The 15,757-nt window shown below is 68.6% G+C and carries 13 protein-coding genes; 5 read left to right on the top strand and 8 right to left on the bottom strand.

What is annotated here, in order from left to right; translation table 11 throughout:
- Positions 1-153: 153 nt before the first annotated feature.
- A complete protein-coding gene (locus LZ199_RS15090; protein WP_253994379.1) occupies positions 154-921 on the top strand; it encodes a hypothetical protein in 768 nt (255 codons plus the stop codon).
- A 106-nt stretch (positions 922-1,027) separates the two neighbouring features.
- Entirely contained in the window at positions 1,028-1,249 is a 222-nt protein-coding gene (locus LZ199_RS15085) for a DUF3185 family protein (RefSeq protein ID WP_253994378.1), read from the top strand.
- 18 nt (positions 1,250-1,267) lie between these two features.
- On the opposite strand, the gene LZ199_RS15080 is transcribed toward LZ199_RS15085, so the two are convergent.
- The 6 genes from LZ199_RS15080 to LZ199_RS15055 all read right to left on the bottom strand — a co-directional run bounded on the left by LZ199_RS15080 (position 1,268) and on the right by LZ199_RS15055 (position 7,368).
- Positions 1,268-2,548: an MgtC/SapB family protein gene (locus LZ199_RS15080; protein WP_253994377.1), complete on the bottom strand. Its 1,281-nt coding sequence runs from the start codon at positions 2,546-2,548 to the stop codon at positions 1,268-1,270.
- 34 nt (positions 2,549-2,582) lie between these two features.
- On the bottom strand, positions 2,583-3,662 hold the full coding sequence (locus LZ199_RS15075; protein WP_253994376.1) for an aquaporin: 1,080 nt from the start codon (positions 3,660-3,662) through the stop codon (positions 2,583-2,585).
- Positions 3,663-3,821: 159 nt separating this feature from the next.
- Complete coding sequence (gene fghA / locus LZ199_RS15070) at positions 3,822-4,670, bottom strand: S-formylglutathione hydrolase (protein WP_253994566.1); 849 nt, start codon at positions 4,668-4,670, stop codon at positions 3,822-3,824.
- Positions 4,670-5,782 carry an S-(hydroxymethyl)glutathione dehydrogenase/class III alcohol dehydrogenase gene (locus LZ199_RS15065; protein WP_253994375.1) on the bottom strand — a complete coding sequence of 371 codons (1,113 nt, stop codon included), beginning with the start codon at positions 5,780-5,782 and terminating at the stop codon, positions 4,670-4,672. Before LZ199_RS15065 ends, fghA begins: the two co-directional genes overlap by 1 nt.
- Positions 5,783-5,954: 172 nt before the next feature.
- Positions 5,955-6,743 (bottom strand): tetratricopeptide repeat protein, encoded by a 789-nt coding sequence (locus LZ199_RS15060; RefSeq protein WP_253994374.1) that lies wholly within the window; start codon positions 6,741-6,743, stop codon positions 5,955-5,957.
- 319 nt (positions 6,744-7,062) lie between these two features.
- Positions 7,063-7,368, bottom strand: a complete 306-nt coding sequence (locus tag LZ199_RS15055; RefSeq protein WP_253994373.1) for a hypothetical protein — start codon at positions 7,366-7,368, stop codon at positions 7,063-7,065.
- Between the two features lie 72 nt (positions 7,369-7,440).
- On the opposite strand from LZ199_RS15055, the gene LZ199_RS15050 reads away from it, so the two are divergent.
- Entirely contained in the window at positions 7,441-8,349 is a 909-nt protein-coding gene (locus tag LZ199_RS15050; RefSeq protein ID WP_253994372.1) for a sigma-70 family RNA polymerase sigma factor, read from the top strand.
- A gap of 39 nt (positions 8,350-8,388) precedes the next feature.
- Here LZ199_RS15050 and LZ199_RS15045 read toward each other — a convergent pair whose 3' ends face one another.
- Positions 8,389-12,318 carry a G8 domain-containing protein gene (locus tag LZ199_RS15045; protein WP_253994371.1) on the bottom strand — a complete coding sequence of 1,310 codons (3,930 nt, stop codon included), beginning with the start codon at positions 12,316-12,318 and terminating at the stop codon, positions 8,389-8,391.
- Positions 12,319-12,523: 205 nt separating this feature from the next.
- On the opposite strand from LZ199_RS15045, the gene LZ199_RS15040 reads away from it, so the two are divergent.
- Together LZ199_RS15040 and LZ199_RS15035 are read left to right on the top strand one after the other, a co-directional pair.
- A complete protein-coding gene (locus tag LZ199_RS15040) occupies positions 12,524-14,071 on the top strand; it encodes an alkaline phosphatase D family protein (RefSeq protein WP_253994370.1) in 1,548 nt (515 codons plus the stop codon).
- Positions 14,068-14,520: a hypothetical protein gene (locus tag LZ199_RS15035; protein ID WP_253994369.1), complete on the top strand. Its 453-nt coding sequence runs from the start codon at positions 14,068-14,070 to the stop codon at positions 14,518-14,520. The genes LZ199_RS15040 and LZ199_RS15035 overlap by 4 nt, the downstream gene beginning before the upstream one ends.
- 5 nt (positions 14,521-14,525) lie before the next feature.
- Here the strand turns inward: LZ199_RS15035 and LZ199_RS15030 are convergent, their stop codons facing one another.
- Positions 14,526-15,755, bottom strand: coding sequence for a metallophosphoesterase (locus LZ199_RS15030; RefSeq protein WP_253994368.1), 1,230 nt, complete (start codon positions 15,753-15,755; stop codon positions 14,526-14,528).
- Positions 15,756-15,757: the final 2 nt, after the last annotated feature.

Raw genomic sequence — 15,757 nt, 5'->3', positions numbered from 1 at the left:
GAATTTTTCTCCGCGGACCTCGTCCTGAGCGTGCCGTGCCGATGGACCTTGGGTGTCCTCGGCCAGGCATCCTGCTCATCCCCCGGAGATCACATGTATTCGCGCGCCCTTGTCTCAGCCCTCGTTGCCTTGGCCTTCACTGGTTGTGCCGGCATGACCGTCACCACGACCTCGACGGGGCTCGACGGCAAGACGACCGTGCGCAGCTCCGACCCGGCAGAGCAGGCCCGCATCGACGCGAGGGAGCGTGAGAAGGAGGACTACGCCAAGGCCATCGCCGAAGCGCCGCGTCGCTCGCCCCAGGACCCCATCCAGGTCGCCGTGTTCGAGACGACCGTCGCCGAAGCGCTCTCCAAGTCGCTCGACCGGAAGCAGTTCGATGAATCTCTGCGACGCGAACTCTCCGCCGACCCCCTGTTGCGCATCGTGCCGGTGAAGGGCCTGCCTGCCAGCGCGACGCGAGTCGGGGCGTCGGACGAGGAGCGCATCTCCGCCGCCCGTGAGAAGGGTATCTCTCCGGATGTGTGGGTCCTGCCGCATGTCATGTTGGAGGACGCAGTGGGGACAAGCGGCGGAAAGCTCGTCTCGATGAAGGCCTTCACGCTCCGCAGTGGCGTGGTGTCCGCGTACGGCACCGGCACGTCGCGGCCCGAGGCGCAGGGCTCCATCTTCCAGAACGAGCAGGTGGTGAAGAACGCGGCGATGAGGATTCGTTCCGCCGTCGTGGGTGAGCTCGGGCCGAACCTCCCCGACCACGAAGCGGTGGCCACGCTGCAGGAGGAGCGTCAGCGGAAGGCGGCGGACTCCATCGCGGAGCAGGCCGGCATCCTTCCCGAGGACGACACCGCGACCCGGATGAGGAAGCTCATGGACCTGGCGAAGCAGCCCAAGCAGCCGGCCCAGTCGTCCGTGCAGGAGTAGACGACACCTCCAGGGGAGGCTCCTCCCAGCGTCACGCCGCCCCTCATTTCCACCGAGGGCCTTCCTGGGGCGCTATAACGCTCCAGGTTCAACTCGAGGAGTCTCCGTGGGAATCATCCGGTTGGTGGGAGTGATGCTCGCCGTCGCGGGCGGCGTGTTGCTGTGGACGGGGCTGAATGCGCGCGAGTCGCTGACCGAGCGCGCGTCACAGGTCCTCACGGGCAAGTACAGCGAGAACACCACGCTGTACATCGCGGGCGGTGGCGCCGCGCTGGCGGGCGGCATCCTCCTCGCCCTGTTCGGTGGCGGCTCGCGCAAGCGTCGTTAGGCCCGGAACCTCCGGGGCTCAGGGGAGCAGTCCCCCGATTCGGGTCTGGACGAAGGCCCCGGCGAGCCCCAGGGCGAACACCGTCCCGAGCGCCCAGCCCAGTCGCACGGTGAGCGCCCGCTGTCCGGACACGCGTGCCACCACCACGAAGCTGACGGCGGCGCTCGCGAGTGACGCGATGGTGGCGCCGACTCCCGCGGTGGTCGGTGACAGCGACCCATGCGAACTCAGTGACGCGGCCGAGGCCACCGCGGATGCGCTCGACACCAAGCCTCCCAGCGCGCTCACCGCATAGAAACCCGCGTGGCCCAGCAGGCTCTGTCCCACCGTGCCCACGACCTGGAACAAGAGCAACATCACTCCGAACTTGAGCGCGGACGTGAGCGAGAAGGGGCTCTCCAGAGGCAGCGACGGCGGGGCGGCGGCGCTGCTCGGGACCTGACGGGCCCTCACCAGCGCGAGCCCCATGCTCGACAGCAGGATGAGCACGAGCGGCACCACGGAGTTCACCAGCGCGCGATACGACAGGATGCCGAGCAGGACGGCATTGCGCAGCGCCATCGCCGCCGTGGCCAGCATGACGCCTCGGTACGCGACGTCCTGGAGCCGGCCGTCCGTCTCCTTCACTCGATAGGCCAGCTCCGTCACCGTGACAGTGCTGTTGACGAGCCCGCCCAGGAACCCCGTCACCTCCACGCCGCGCGTGCCGAAGAGCTTGAGCAACACGTAGTTCACGAACCCCATCGCCGCGATGAGGATGACCGTCACCCACGCCACGCGGGGCACGATGAGCCCCCAGGGGTCCACGGGCTCGGTCGGCAACACCGGGTAGATGGCGAAGGCGAGGATGGCCAGCAGGATGGCGGAGCGCAGCTCCTCGGCGGTGATCTTGCTGCTGAAGCCCGCCAGTCGCTCCTTCCACGTGAGCAGCCCCGCGCTCGTCACGGCCACCGCGGCCGGCGTCACCACGTGCCCCAGGCCGCACAGCACGCCCGTGAAGCCGGTGACGAGCAGCGCGGCGGAGGTGGTCAGCTCCGCGCCCTCGTTCGCGCGCAGCGACTGCCAGTTCAGGAAGCCCACCAGCACGCCCAGCAGGGCCACGGCGGTGATGGCGAACGGAGTGCCCAGCAGCCCGCCCATGGCCCCCAGCAACGATGCGAAGCCGAAGGTGCGCAGGCCGGCCTCCTTGCCACGCCACTCGCGCTCCAGCCCCACGAACAGGCCCACGCCCAGGGCGAGGGTCAGGCGCATCAACGTCTGGAGCGGCGGCCACGCAACGGCCGGCGGAAGTCCTTCCATCAAGGGGGTGCCTCTCCTTCGTGGAGCGAAGTCTTCAAGTGGTGTGGCGCGGCGCCTCGTGCGCGGCATCGCCGACGGCATGCAGCCGGGACCATCCCCGCTCACGCAACAGCCGCTGGATGGGCTCTCGCAGCGACGCCCGGAGGCGCTGCGTGGCGTCCGGAGTCCCGTCCTCGCTCACGGGCACCCGCCAGGACGCGCCCCCCTCCAACAGCGGCTCCTCCTCACCGGGCAGGAGGAGTCGCACCACGAGCGGCGGAAGGCCCTGCGCGGCGCCTTCACCGGCGGCGCCATCCACCGTGGCCCGGGCCCGGTCCTGTGCGGAGAGGCCATTGAAGACGGTGACGGCCTGCTCGGCCACCGTGGGACGCGAGCACTGGAAGATGACGCACCAGGGGCGTTGCGCGGGCTTCTCCGTGGGCACCATCAGCCAGCGGAAGAGCAGCACGGCGAGCGTGGCGCCCAACATCTGCGCGGCGACGAAGGACTCGACATCCATCGCATGCAGCGCACTGGCGCGAGTGCTCACCGCGCGCGCGAGGATGAGCGCGGGATTGGCGAGCGAGCGCGAGTCGGTGAACCAGACGGTGGCGGCGACATAGCTCGCGACGACCAGGGGCGTCGCGGACGGACGGCTGCGCACGCACCCGCGCACCACCACCAGCAGCCCGAAGGTGGCCACCAGCTCCGTGAGGAACTGCGCGGAGCTGGCGGAGGGAGCGCGCGTCGCGATGAGCAGGGGCTCGCCGCACATGAGGTGCGCCACCAGCCGTCCGACCAGGCCGCCGCCGAGCTGGGCGAGCACGTAGCGAGGCACGTCCTTCCACGGCGTGCCGTCCTCCAGCGCGTCAGCGAAGGTGAGGGCGGGGTTGAAGTGCGCCCCGGATAACGGCTGGAGCACCAGCGTGAGACAGGCGAGGACGACGCCCGCGGCCAGGGACATGAAGAGGCGCCCGTCGGTGGCGCTCACGCCCAGGTGCTCCGCGCCATGGTGGGCGCCCTCGAGTGCCACCACGAGCAGCCCGCAGCCGAGCGCTTCGACCGCGAGCCGGCGGGGCCGGTTCAGGCGCCCCGTACCGGACGGTGTCGTCGTGGATGGAAGTGCACCCGTCATCGCCCGGCCCTCCAGCGGATCTCCCACCCTATGCCTCGACGAAAGGGCCGTCAAAGCCGGGCGCGAGGGCCCGAGCGAAAGCCCACGAGCGGACAGACAGGCTCGCTCGCGGGGGCCCGGACGTGTGCGTCACCGGACCCCCGCGCGGTGTCCGCGAGGCTACGCGTTCAGCGCCGCGGCGTGGTGCCGCAGGTGGTCCTCCATGAACGTGGAGATGAAGTAGTAGCCGTGGTCATACCCCTCATGGATGCGCAGCGTGAGCGGCTGCCCCGTGGCGTCGCACGCCTCCTTCAGCAGCTCTGGCTTGAGCTGCTCATTGAGGAACTTGTCGCCCGTGCCCTGGTCCACCAGCAGCGGGGGAAGCGGCGTCTTCGCGGCGCGGATGAGCTCCGTGGCGTCGTACTCGCGCCACGTGGCCGTGTCCTCGCCCAGGTAGCCCTTGAACGCCTTCTGTCCCCAGGGCACGCGCATGGGCGCGACGATGGGCGCGAAGGCGGACACGGAGCGGTAGCGCTCCGGATTTCGCAGCGCGCACACCAGCGCGCCATGGCCGCCCATGGAGTGCCCGAAGATGCCCTGACGGTCCTCCCGGGCGGGGAAGTGCTCGGCGATGAGCGCGGGCAGCTCCCGGGTGACGTACGTGCCCATGCGATAGCGCGCGGACCAGGGCGCCTGGGTGGCGTCCAGGTAGAAGCCCGCGCCCACGCCGAAGTCCCAGGAGGCGTCCTCGCCGGGATAACCCGCGCCGCGCGGACTGGTGTCCGGTGCCACCAGCATCAGCCCCAGCTCGGAGGCCACGCGCTGCGCGCCCCCCTTGATGAGGAAGGTGTCCTCCGTGCACGTGAGGCCGGCGAGGTAGTAGAGCACCGGTACCTTGCGCTCCCGCGCCTGCGGCGGGACGAAGACACCGAAGCGCACCTCACCCCCGCACGCCTCGGACCCGTGCTTGTAGAAGCCGACGGTGCCGTCGAAGCAGCGGTGCTGGCTCAGCAGTGTGGGGGCCGCCATCATGAGTACTTCACCACGCTGCGGATGGACTCGCCCCGGTGCATCAGGTCGAAGCCCTGGTTGATGTCCTCCAGCTTCAGCGTGTGGGTGATGAGGTCGTCGACGTTGATCTTCCCGTTCATGTACCAGTCGACAATCTGCGGCACGTCAGTCCGGCCGCGCGCGCCACCGAACGCGCTGCCCTTCCACACGCGCCCCGTGACGAGCTGGAACGGCCGCGTCTTGATCTCCTGCCCGGCCCCCGCCACGCCGATGACGATGCTCTCGCCCCAGCCCCGGTGGCAGCACTCGAGCGCCTGGCGCATCGTGTTCACGTTGCCGATGCACTCGAAGCTGTAGTCCGCGCCGCCGTTCGTCAGGTTGACGAGGTAGGGCACCAGATCCCCCTCGACCTCCTTCGGGTTGACGAAGTGGGTGAGGCCGAACTTCTCCGCCATGGCCTTGCGCGCGGGGTTGATGTCCACGCCGACAATCTGGTCAGCGCCCACCATGCGCGCGGCCTGCACCACGTTGAGGCCGATTCCGCCGAGCCCGAAGACGACGACGCGCGCGCCCGCCTCCACCTTCGCCGTGTACACCACCGCGCCGATGCCCGTCGTCACGCCGCAGCCGATGTAGCAGACCTTGTCGAACGGGGCGTCCTCGCGAATCTTCGCGACCGCTATCTCCGGCAGCACGGTGAACTGCGCGAAGGTGGACGTGCCCATGTAGTGGTGCACGCTCTGCTTGCCCAACCGGAAGCGACTGGTGCCGTCCGGCATCAGCCCCTTGCCCTGCGTCGCGCGGATGGCGGTACACAGGTTCGTCTTGCGCGACAGGCACGACCTACACTGCCGGCACTCCGGCGTGTACAGCGGGATGACGTGGTCGCCCTTGCGCAGCGTCGTCACGCCCGGCCCCACGTCCACCACCACGCCCGCTCCCTCATGCCCGAGGATGGCGGGGAACAAGCCCTCCGGGTCCTGCCCGGAGAGCGTGAACTCGTCCGTGTGGCAGATGCCGGTGGCCTTCAGCTCGATGAGCACCTCTCCCGCCTTGGGCCCCTCGAGGTGAACCGTCTCGATGCTCAACGGCTTTCCCGCCTCGAGCGCCACCGCCGCGCGCACGTCCATACACGAGCCTCCCTGTGAAGTTTGAGGCCCCAGCGTAATGCGCGCGGTGCCCCCGGGGCACGACGGAATCACCGCGTGACACCCAGGAAACGCTTCTGCCTGGCGAGAAAAGAAGAAGGGCCTGGAACCGGTGCGCGGTTCCAGGCCCTGGAGCTTCACGAAGGCGAGGGGACTACGGCGTGCCCGCCGCGGCCTGGGCCTTGGTGGCCTTCTGCGCCTCGCTGAACTTCTTGGTCATCTCCGCGAACTGGACCTGGAAATCGTCCATGCGCTTCTGGTGCTCGGCGGCGCGGGCGTTCGCCTCGGCGACGACGGCCGGGTCCTTCGCGTTCTCGGTGGCCTCCGACAGCGCCATCTCCTTCTGCTGCCGCTCGTACTCCATGAGGCGGCCCATCACCACGCGCTTGTTGAGGTACGTGTTGGCGGAGTTGGGGTTGATGGCGATGACCTGGTCGTAATAGCTGATCGACTTCTCCAGGTCGGCCTTGACGATGGGCGCCACCATGGAGCGCGCGCCACCGCGCTGGGCGTAGATTTCAGCAATCCACCCGAGGGACGCTTCGTCCTTCGGCTCCAGCTTCAGGGCCTCGTTGAAGTACTTCTCGGCCGCTTCCGTGGCGCCGCCCTGCATGTTCATGCTGGCGAGCGTCCGGTACGTCTCGGCCTTCTCCGCCGGCGTGGTCTTCATCTCGAGGATCTTCAGGACGGACTCACTCGCCTTGTCGATCTCCCCGAGCTGGAGGTGGGCGAACGCCTTCTTCTCCCAGACCTTCTCCTGCTTGGGGTCCGCCTGGAGGGAAAGCGCGTACGCCGCGGCGGCCTCCTTGTACTCCTTCTTGCTCAGGTGATTGCTGCCCTTGATGCGTTCCGCCTTGCCGACGTCCTCCTCGCCTTTACAGGCCACCGTGCCGCCCAGGGCGAGAACTCCGAACACCAGACCGACTCGTGCCAGTCGCTTCATGTGTATGAACCTTTCGAGCGGGCCTGGGGAGTCGACCCCGGCCCCATCCATCCTGCTTGTCCGCGCATCGTGTGGGACCCGGCCTCACGGGTCCGAAAGCCGGACAAGCATACCCGAAGTCCAGGTCCCGGCACCCAGGGCAAGCGAGCTTGCCCTCCAAGCATCCGGCCTCCCTCCGGATTGCCATGCCTCGCCCCGGGTCCAGCCCGGGCGGTGACTCGGGGTACGGGTGGGGGTGGCTCCTCGGCTCCACGCCGGGACTTACGCCACGCGCCACCTGGGCGTGAGGCGGGACTTCAATCGGTCGTCTCGGGTTCCCTCACGGAACGATGCCGTATGCGCCGATGCGCTCGACGGCTTGCGGCTTCGGCGGCTCTCCCACGGCCCATCGGGCCACGGCGGCTTGGAGCGCCCGGGCCGCTTCGATTCCAAACAGGGGGTTCTCGATGCCCTCGTCCAGCTCCACCAGTGCGATGAACTCGGTGCTGCCCGCACGATGAAAATATGAAAATCGGAGGCCCTTGGGACGTTGTGCCCTCACGGCCTCGAACGCGGTCTGGACCGCTTGGGTCACCTCCGCGACACCTTGTTCCGCCACCTGGTAACGCACCATCAGTACAGGCATGACCGGCTCCTTGTTCTCGCGTCGTTCATCGCGTCTCTCGCTATGATGAATGGCGCGGATGAAAGGTGACCGATGGCGAATCACTCCGAGTTGGCCGAGCAGTTCGACCGGTCCCGACGCCACCTGAGGGCGGTCGCGTTTCGCATGCTCGGATCCACGGACGAGGCGGACGACGCGGTGCAGGAGACCTGGCTTCGAGCCAGCCGCTTCGATGCCCGTACCGTCGTCAACGTGACGGGCTGGTTGACCACGGTTGTCGCCCGGGTGTGCCTGGAGTGGCTGCGCTCGCGCCAGCGACGGGGTGAGGAGTTGCTCGACCTGGCCGAACTCGACCGCGTCATCGCCCACGACGCCGGGGCTCATCCGGAGGACGACCTGGTGATGGCGGAGTCCGTCGGACTCGCGCTGCTCGTGGTGCTCGACACGTTGGGGCCCGCCGAGCGCATCGCCTTCGTGCTGCATGACTTGTTCGGCGTGCCCTTCGAGGAGATCGCCGAGATTGTCGAGCGCTCCCCTGTCGCCGCGAAGAAGCTGGCGAGCCGTGCCCGCCATCGGGTGCAGGGCAAGCCCTCGGTTTCCGCCGCCGAGCTTCGCGCTCAGCGTGAGGTCATCGACGCCTTTCTTGCCGCCTCGCGCGCGGGCGATCTGGAGGCCCTCCTCGCCGTGCTGGCGCCGGATGTCGTGCGCCGTGCGGACCGTGCCGCGCTGGGAGGCGAGGAGGAGACCGAGATTCGGGGTGCCCGCCGCGTCGCGGAGGAGACGCTCACCAACTCCGGCCGAGCGCGCTTCGCTCGACCGGTCCTCGTGAATGGCGCCCTGGGCGTCGTCGTCGCGCCACTCGGGCGACCCCTGCTCGTCCTCGAAATCGAGCTCCGAGGCGACCGTGTCGCGGCGTTCAACGTCATCAGCAACCGGGCGCGTCTCCGTCAGGTTCGACTCTCCGTCGTCGACCTCGCGTCCACCTGGGCACCTCCTGCGTGAGCTGCCCAGGTGGGGGCCCTCTCCTGGGGCGGCGGAGCGCTACGGCGCCGTCGCGCGAATCCAGTCGATGTCGAACGCGATGCCCGCGCCCGACACCGGGTCCAGGCGCAGGTCGGTGATGGTCCCGTTCCATCCAGAGACGCCCTGCATGTTGAACGTGAGCGTCTGGTAGGTGCCGCCGCCGGGGTGGCCCACGGTCGCCACGCGCGTGCCGGAGAACCCGGGCTGGGTGTCGGTGGCGAAGAACAACTGGACGCCGGTGGGCGCGAAGGACCGCATGTGGACGCGCAGGGTCGCCACGCGGGTGGCGTCGAAGTCGTAGTCGCTGTTCACGAGGATGGCGTCGGCGCTGCTGGATGTTCCGGTCAGCACTCCGCCGCTCACCGCCTGCCCGGCGATGTGGGTGCCCACCCAGCCTTCCGTGTCACCCAGCGTGTTGAACTCCACGGAGAGGTCCGAGGCATCGAAGGCATGCCGGCCCGCGCGAATCTCCACGGAGTCCGGCATCAGGTCTCCGTCCGTGTCGAGCGGCGGCACCACGAAGTTCGTCGCCCAGGAGATGACGAACGCCTGGTACCTGCCCGTGGCCACCGCCTTGATGCTCAGGTCTCCACCCGGCTGCACGTAGTACCCCGTGGAACTGGCGGCACGGAGCGCGGCGAGGGATGGGTAGGGAGGGAAGCTCCCTTGATTGGAGAAGTACGAGAGCCCACCCAGCTTTCCGAAGTCCTTGAAGTGGGCGATGTACGAGTCGCCCGCGGTGGCGTCCTCCATCTGCATCAGCACCGACTTCGTCGGCGGGAGGGACTCGTAGGCATAGGTGTATTCATAGCCCTCACTGACGATGACCGGCAGCTGATGCCATTCGCGGTACCCGTCGACGTAGTAGACGTGCTCGGTGGGAGTCCCCGCCTTCCTGCGCGTGCAGGTGAGGTTGGGGCTCAGGTGCAGGTTGTTGTCGTCGTAGTAGGAGAGCCGGGAGAGCGCGAAGCGGTGGTCGCTCCGGTACGCGTACTCCCAGTTGGGCGGCTGGTACTCGTCTCCCACGCGCATGAACGGATGGTTGGACACGATGGCCGTGTTGGGCTTGCCGGTGATGGTTCCCGTGAGGTCCCGCAACACGGTGGACCAGACTCGAGGGTGCCTGGGATGATTGGCGTCGGTGCCCGGTGTGGGCTTGCCCGTGGCGTCACACAGCGCGCCCGATTCGTCGCAGAAGCGGATGCGGGGCGGTCCGGCGGGGGCCATCGTGTTCCGGAGGAACGTGTGGTTGGGGTGCTTGACGGCCGCGCCCGTGTTCATGAGGAAGTTGGCGTTGGCCGCGGTCCACCCGACGAAGTGGGAGTCGCGGACCTGTCCCGCGCCGTCATAGACGCGGTAGGCGGTCCGCTCGCCGCCCACGAGGTTCTCTCCCGAGTCCGCCACGAACAGGCTCTGTTCGACGACGCTGTAGCTGGCCAGCATGGTGCCGACGGTGTTGTCGACCAGGATGTTGTCGCGGAAGACGAGGTTGTCCGTCGGTCCGCCGGCGCCAATCCCCGTGTAGAGCGCCAGCGCGTTCGCGTACCACGTCCCGCCCTCGATGACGTGGAGGTCCGGGTTCAACCAGCCGTGGTTCGGCTCGATTCGATGGTCAGGGCTCAGCCTGTCGAAGATGTCGAACCCGCTCATGGTGCTGTGGGCGCTGTTGCCCTTGAACGAAATCAACGGGAGCGTCCGGACGGGCATGTCCTTGAAGCGGTCCACTTCCGCTGACAGGCCCATGGGCTTGTCGGGGAACGCGAACCAGAAGCCCGTTCCCTCGGTTCCCGCCGCGACATTGTCCTCGAAGGTGTTCTGGGGATTGGTGATCCAATAGCTGGCCGGCGTGCGGTTCTGCACGTTGTTGAGCTGGTTGTCGGACGGAGTGACCTCTTGTCCGGACGCGGGACGTCGGGTGAGCAGCGTCACGTTGCGCTTGATGACGTTGAAGCGCTCGCTGCCGTCCTCCAGGAACACGCCGTGGCCGATGTGGTCATGGAAGAAGTTGTTCTCCACCAGCGTGCTCTCGGTCCCGTGGATGGTGATGGCGCGGTTGTAGGAGTGGTGGATGCTGGAGTTCTTGAAGTACTGCCCGGCGCCCTCGGCGCCCAGCATGTGCCAGTGGAACGGATAGCGCCCCCGCTTCGCCTTCTGGCCCATGTTGTAGAGCTCGACACCGCTGATGTGCGCGCGCGAGCTGTCCATGATCATCACGTGTCCGCCGAACCCGCTGGCCTCGGACGCGGAATCTCCCTGCACCTTGATGTTGTGCGTGAGCAGGCCCACCTGGGCACGCAGGTCCGCGGTCCACGTGCGCGAGCCGTTGGAGTAGGTCTTCTGCACGCCGGTATGGCCGTAGGTCAGCGGGCTCGTCAGGGTGAGTCGCGTGCTGGTGGCGTCGAGGGACTGGATGACGCGCTGCTCGGCCTCGTTCCAGTTCCGGGTGCTGGACACGATGACGATGACGTCGTTCGGCCGCCAGTTCACGGGCTGCTTCAGGACGAGGCTGTTGCTTCCCGCGCTCACACTTCCCTGGAGCTGTGTCCAGCTCACCCGCTCCTCACCATGCAGCCGGAGGGTGGCGTTGCCCATGGCGCCGAGGAACTTGTTGCCCATCTCCATCACGTCGAGCGTGGGGTCGGACGCGTTGAGGGTGATGACGGCGGTGCTGGGGTAGGGCGTCAGCTCCTGACCCAACTCGAACAGGGAGCCTGGGCCCATCACCATCACGTACCGCGTGGTGAGGGACACGGGCCGGTTCTGGACGCCGAGCACCTCACCGTTCACCACGACGGCCCCCGGGGTGAGCGTGCCCTGGAGGCTGACCGCGCTGCCGACGCCCACGGTGGCGCTGTCGCCCGCCGTCGGCACCGTGCCGCCCCAGACGTAGGCGTCATTCCAGTCGTGGACCATCTCCATCCGGAGGTCATCCACCAGCCCCGTGTGGTCTCCCGGGGACGTGTCCTCACCGACGACACTCACCGTGACGGGCCCGGCGTTCAGCGCGAGCACCGTGGAGACGTGCTCGGTGTACTGGATGCTTCCGAGGCGGAAGTGGCCGACCTCGGTGCCGTTGATGGTGACGCGGACGTCCTTGGCCGGCGGCTGGGTCGGGTCATTGGCGCGCAGGGCGGCCCTCAGCCGGAAGCGGTAGTGGCCCGTGCGCGGGATGGTGACGGCGGTGGTGGCGGTGGCCGGGCCTTGGAGGAAGAGGACCTGCGCGCCCTCGGGCGCGGCGGGATTGGCGACGGTGAAGGCACTGCCGTTGCGCGCGAGGCCCGCGCCGGCGGAGAGGCTCCACGGGCCTCCGGTGGGCGCATAGACAAAGCCGGGGCTGGTGGGAATGGCGGGAGACTCGAAGCCGCTGATGCTGATGTCCCTCACGCGCGAGGCCCTGAAGTCATCCACGAAGGCGGTGTCCCCGCCCTGGGTCTTCAGCCCGCGCAGCTCGACGGTGTGGGGCCCTGAGGCGAGCAGCACCGGTCCGGCCGTGAGCCGTTGGTACGTCGCGCCGACGGGGCTCGCGGTCAGGAGGGCCGTGCCGTCGACGAGCAACTGGACGCTCTGGGCGCTGGTCGGGTCGTTTCCGCGCTGCGCCGTGGAGAAGCTGAAGACGTAGTAGCCCGCCGTGAAGTTGAACGCGCGTGACGCCGTTCCCCCGGACTGGAGGACGAGCACCTGCGCGCCTTCGGGCGCGTTGGGATTTCCCGAGGTGAAGGCCGTGGCGTTCCGAGAGAGGCCCGCGCCGCTGGCCATCGTCCAGCCAGAGCCCGCGGGGGCGTACGCGTACCCAGGCGAGGCGGGGAGGGCGGGCACCTCGAAGGTTCCGTTGGGCACCGTGAACGCGGTGGACGATGCGGAGCTCAAGGCCGCGGCGCTGGCTTCCAGCGCGAAGCACAGCGTCAATGAGAGAAACAGCGCTCTCTGTGAAATCGTGAATTTCGACATGAGCGGATTTATGACTGTCATCAAGGGGAGCCGTCAAATGGGTGGGGCGTCGTCGCGAGTGCGGGCTGGAATCCACCTTCTGAATCCGCGATTTCGTCCGGCGGCCTCATTCATGCGTGGCTTCCGGGGGGCGGCGGTGGTGCTGGATGCGCGGTGGAAGGGGCCTTAGTGTGAAGGCCGGTTCCTTCCTCGGAGCGTGCGCACCTTGACTGTCCTCACTCGACGAACCGTGCTCCAGGGGCTCGCCATCACCGCCGCGGGCTGCGCCTCGACGCGGCCGATTCGCGCGCCGCGTCCCGGGCCATCGCTGCCCCTGGGCGCGCAGCTGGGCGACGTGCGCACCGGTGCCGTCACCGTCTGGGGCAAGGCGGACCGGGCCTCGCGGCTGGTGGTGGAGTGGAGCGAGGACTCCCGGCTCGTGAAGGGTGTGCACCGCGTGGAGGGCGCCGCGCTCACCGAGGCCTCGGACTACACCGGCGTGGTGGACCTCACCGGCCTGCCAGCGGGGCGCGAGGTCTTCGTGCGCGTGCTCGCGGAGGACGGTGGCGTCACGGGCGAGGAGTGGCGTGGGCGGTTCCTCACGTCACCGGACTCGGCCCGGGACGTGTGCTTCGCGTGGAGCGCGGACGTGTGTGGCCAGGGTTGGGGAATCAACCCGGAGTGGGGCGGGTACCGGGGCTTCGCGGCGGTGCACGCCTTGCGTCCCGACTTCTTCCTGCACGTCGGCGATGCCATCTACGCCGACAACCCGTTGCTCCCGGAGGTCGTCCTCCCGGATGGGCGCGTGTGGCGCAACCGCGTGACGCCCGCGAAGTCGAAGGTCGCCGAGACGCTGGAGGAGCTGCGCGGGAACTTCGCCTACAACTTCCTGGACGACTCGCTGCGGGCCCTCGCGAAGGACGTGCCCATCGCCTACCAGTGGGATGACCACGAGGTGCGCAACAACTGGTATCCGGGGCGCAGCCTCGCCGGAGACCCTCGGTATACGCGGGTCGCGGACGAGGCGGTGCTCGGCGCTCGGGCGCGACAGGCTTTCTTCGAGTACTCGCCCGTGGGCGGCGCCGCGCGGGCGGAGGGACGCATCCATCGGCAGCTCTCGCAGGGGCCGCTCCTGGACGTGTTCATCCCGGACGTGCGCGCCTTCCGGGCGCCGAACTCCATCAACCGTCAGGAGCAGCAGGGACCGGAGACGGCGTTCCTCGGGCGAGCGCAGCTCGACGGGCTCAAGCAGGCGCTGGCGGCGTCCCGAGCCACGTGGAAGGTGATTGCGACCAGCATGCCGCTGGGGCTCATCATCCCGGCGGAGAAGCTGCCGGACGGGGCTCACATCATGGAGGCGTGGGCCAACGGCCCGGGTGCGCCGCTGGGTCGCGAGCTGGAGCTGGCGGAGCTGCTGTCCTTCTTGAAGGAGCGGAAGGTGCGCAACGTGGTGTTCGTCACGGCGGACGTGCACTACCCGGCGATGCATCACTACCACCCGGACCGGGCGCGCTTCCGCGACTTCGACCCGTTCTGGGAGTTCGTCGCGGGGCCGCTCAACGCGGGCACGTTCGGTCCGAGCCCGCTCGATGAGACCTTCGGTCCGGAGGTGAAGTGGCACCGGCCTGCGACGGTGATGAACGCGGCGCCGTGGGAAGGCCAGCAGTACTTCGGCAGCGTCCGCATCCAGGGGGCCAGCGGCGTGATGACCGTCGCCATCCATGATTTGACGGGCAAGGCGCTGCACTCCGTGGAACTGGAGCCGAACCGATGACGCTCCTGCTCATCGTCGTGTTGGTGGGATTGGGCGTGGCCTCGGCCCTCTTCATCTCAGCGAAGAGTCCGTTGGTCCCCCCGGGGCCGAAGCGCTCGGAGCTGGAGGTCTGCAACCACTGCGGTCAGGCGCGGACGCTGCTCGATGAGGAGCTGGACGACGTCCATCTGAATGACGAGCAGCGCCGGCAGGAGCAGAGCGGCGCCGTCGACTATCACGTCTGGTGGTGTGGCTACTGCGAGGACGGTGTGGTGACGCGCAATGCCCGGTTCGTCCAGACGGTGGGCGTGTGTCGTGCGTGCAGCGGTCGCGCGGAGCAGTCCATGAAGACCGTCGTTCCCGCCACGGCGACCCGTGGCGGAGAGCTTCAGGTGGAGCTGGCCTGCCAGAGCTGTGGCCACCTCCAGCGCTTCTGGCGCTACACGCCCCGCGCCACGCTGGCGAAGTGAGCCCGCTACGTCGTGAGCACCAGTTTGACGAGCTCCGGAGGACTCCCGACGCGCATGGGAGGACCCCAGAAGCCGCAGCCCCGGCTCACGTAGATGTGCGAGTCCTGGTGCTGGTAGAGCCCCGCCGCGTGCTCCCACGCGAAGCCGATGAACAGCGTCATCGGGACGAGCTGCCCGCCGTGGGTGTGGCCTGAAATCTGGAGGTCCATCCCTCGCTCCGCGGCCACCTTGAAGTTCGCGGGCTGGTGCGCGAGCAGTACCGCCGCCCGGTCCGGCGCTCGTCCCGCGAGCGCCAGGTCCAGGTCGTAGCCCTTCTGGTTGCGCCGTCTCCAGCCGCTCCAGTCGTCCACGCCGACCAGGTCCAGTGAGGCGCCCGCGTCGCCGATTCGCACATGGCGATTGCGCAGCGTCTGGATGTCGAGCGACTGGAGGAACGCCGTCCACTCCTCGTCACCGGAGTAGTAGTCGTGATTGCCGGTGACGAAATAGCTGCCATAGCGCGAGCGCAGCCCTCGGAGCGCGGCGACGGCGCCTCCCAGCGTGGGCACGTCACCGTCCACCAGGTCACCGGTGATGGCGACCAGGTCCGGCTTGAGGGCGTTCGTCTGCCGCACCAGCTCGTCCATGTAGCGGCGCTCGATGAAGGGGCCCACGTGGATGTCCGTGAGCTGGACGATGGAGAGCCCATCCAGCTCGCGCGGCAGCTTGGGAATCCGGATGGCCAGCTCCGTCACCAGCGGCGGTGCGAAGGCCCGCCAGTGTCCATACGACGCCAGCCCTCCGCCCGCGAGCGCCGCGCCTCCCGCGAGCGCGCGTCCGAGGAACCTCCTGCGCTCCTCGTCCACGAGCGGCTCGACAGGTGACGGAGTCTCCTGAACGGAAGTCGTGAGCGCGGACGGGGCGGCTGTGGCTCTCCGCCGTTGGACCCAGCGGCCCAGCCCGAGCAGGGCCCGGAGCAGGTCCATGGCCAGGAGCGCGAGCACCAGGCAGAGGGCCACGCCCATCCACGTGTACGTGGCCACCGTCACGGTGCGCTCCAGTCCCTCCGGAAGCGCATCCAGCAAGGTGCGCCGCATGCCCAGCAGCAGCGTCAGGAGCCCCAGCACGATGATGGCCACGAAGCGGGCCGCGCGTCCCCGCACCAGCTCCCGGACCAGCCGTCGGTAGAGGTACAGGTGGCCCAGCACCGCGCCGAGTCCGATGAGCATCGAGAAGGAGAAGATCCGGAACGGCATGC

The sequence above is a fragment of the Myxococcus qinghaiensis genome (assembly GCF_024198215.1).
GTDB classification, from domain to species: domain Bacteria; phylum Myxococcota; class Myxococcia; order Myxococcales; family Myxococcaceae; genus Myxococcus; species Myxococcus qinghaiensis.
The sequence above is the reverse complement of the archived record's forward strand: the minus strand, read 5'-3'. Positions and strand labels throughout refer to the sequence as shown.

What these genes read in the sequence shown, in the direction of transcription:
- LZ199_RS15065 (WP_253994375.1), bottom strand. Translation starts at nt 5,782, where the DNA reads ATGGACGTGCGCGCGGCGGTGGCGCTCGAGGCGGGAAAGCCGTTGAGC.
- LZ199_RS15060 (WP_253994374.1), bottom strand. Translation starts at nt 6,743, where the DNA reads ATGAAGCGACTGGCACGAGTCGGTCTGGTGTTCGGAGTTCTCGCCCTG.
- fghA (WP_253994566.1), bottom strand. Translation starts at nt 4,670, where the DNA reads ATGGCGGCCCCCACACTGCTGAGCCAGCACCGCTGCTTCGACGGCACC.
- LZ199_RS15035 (WP_253994369.1), top strand. Translation starts at nt 14,068, where the DNA reads ATGACGCTCCTGCTCATCGTCGTGTTGGTGGGATTGGGCGTGGCCTCG.
- LZ199_RS15030 (WP_253994368.1), bottom strand. Translation starts at nt 15,755, where the DNA reads ATGCCGTTCCGGATCTTCTCCTTCTCGATGCTCATCGGACTCGGCGCG.
- LZ199_RS15055 (WP_253994373.1), bottom strand. Translation starts at nt 7,368, where the DNA reads ATGCCTGTACTGATGGTGCGTTACCAGGTGGCGGAACAAGGTGTCGCG.
- LZ199_RS15050 (WP_253994372.1), top strand. Translation starts at nt 7,441, where the DNA reads ATGGCGAATCACTCCGAGTTGGCCGAGCAGTTCGACCGGTCCCGACGC.
- LZ199_RS15090 (WP_253994379.1), top strand. Translation starts at nt 154, where the DNA reads ATGACCGTCACCACGACCTCGACGGGGCTCGACGGCAAGACGACCGTG.
- LZ199_RS15080 (WP_253994377.1), bottom strand. Translation starts at nt 2,548, where the DNA reads ATGGAAGGACTTCCGCCGGCCGTTGCGTGGCCGCCGCTCCAGACGTTG.
- LZ199_RS15075 (WP_253994376.1), bottom strand. Translation starts at nt 3,662, where the DNA reads ATGACGGGTGCACTTCCATCCACGACGACACCGTCCGGTACGGGGCGC.
- LZ199_RS15045 (WP_253994371.1), bottom strand. Translation starts at nt 12,318, where the DNA reads ATGTCGAAATTCACGATTTCACAGAGAGCGCTGTTTCTCTCATTGACG.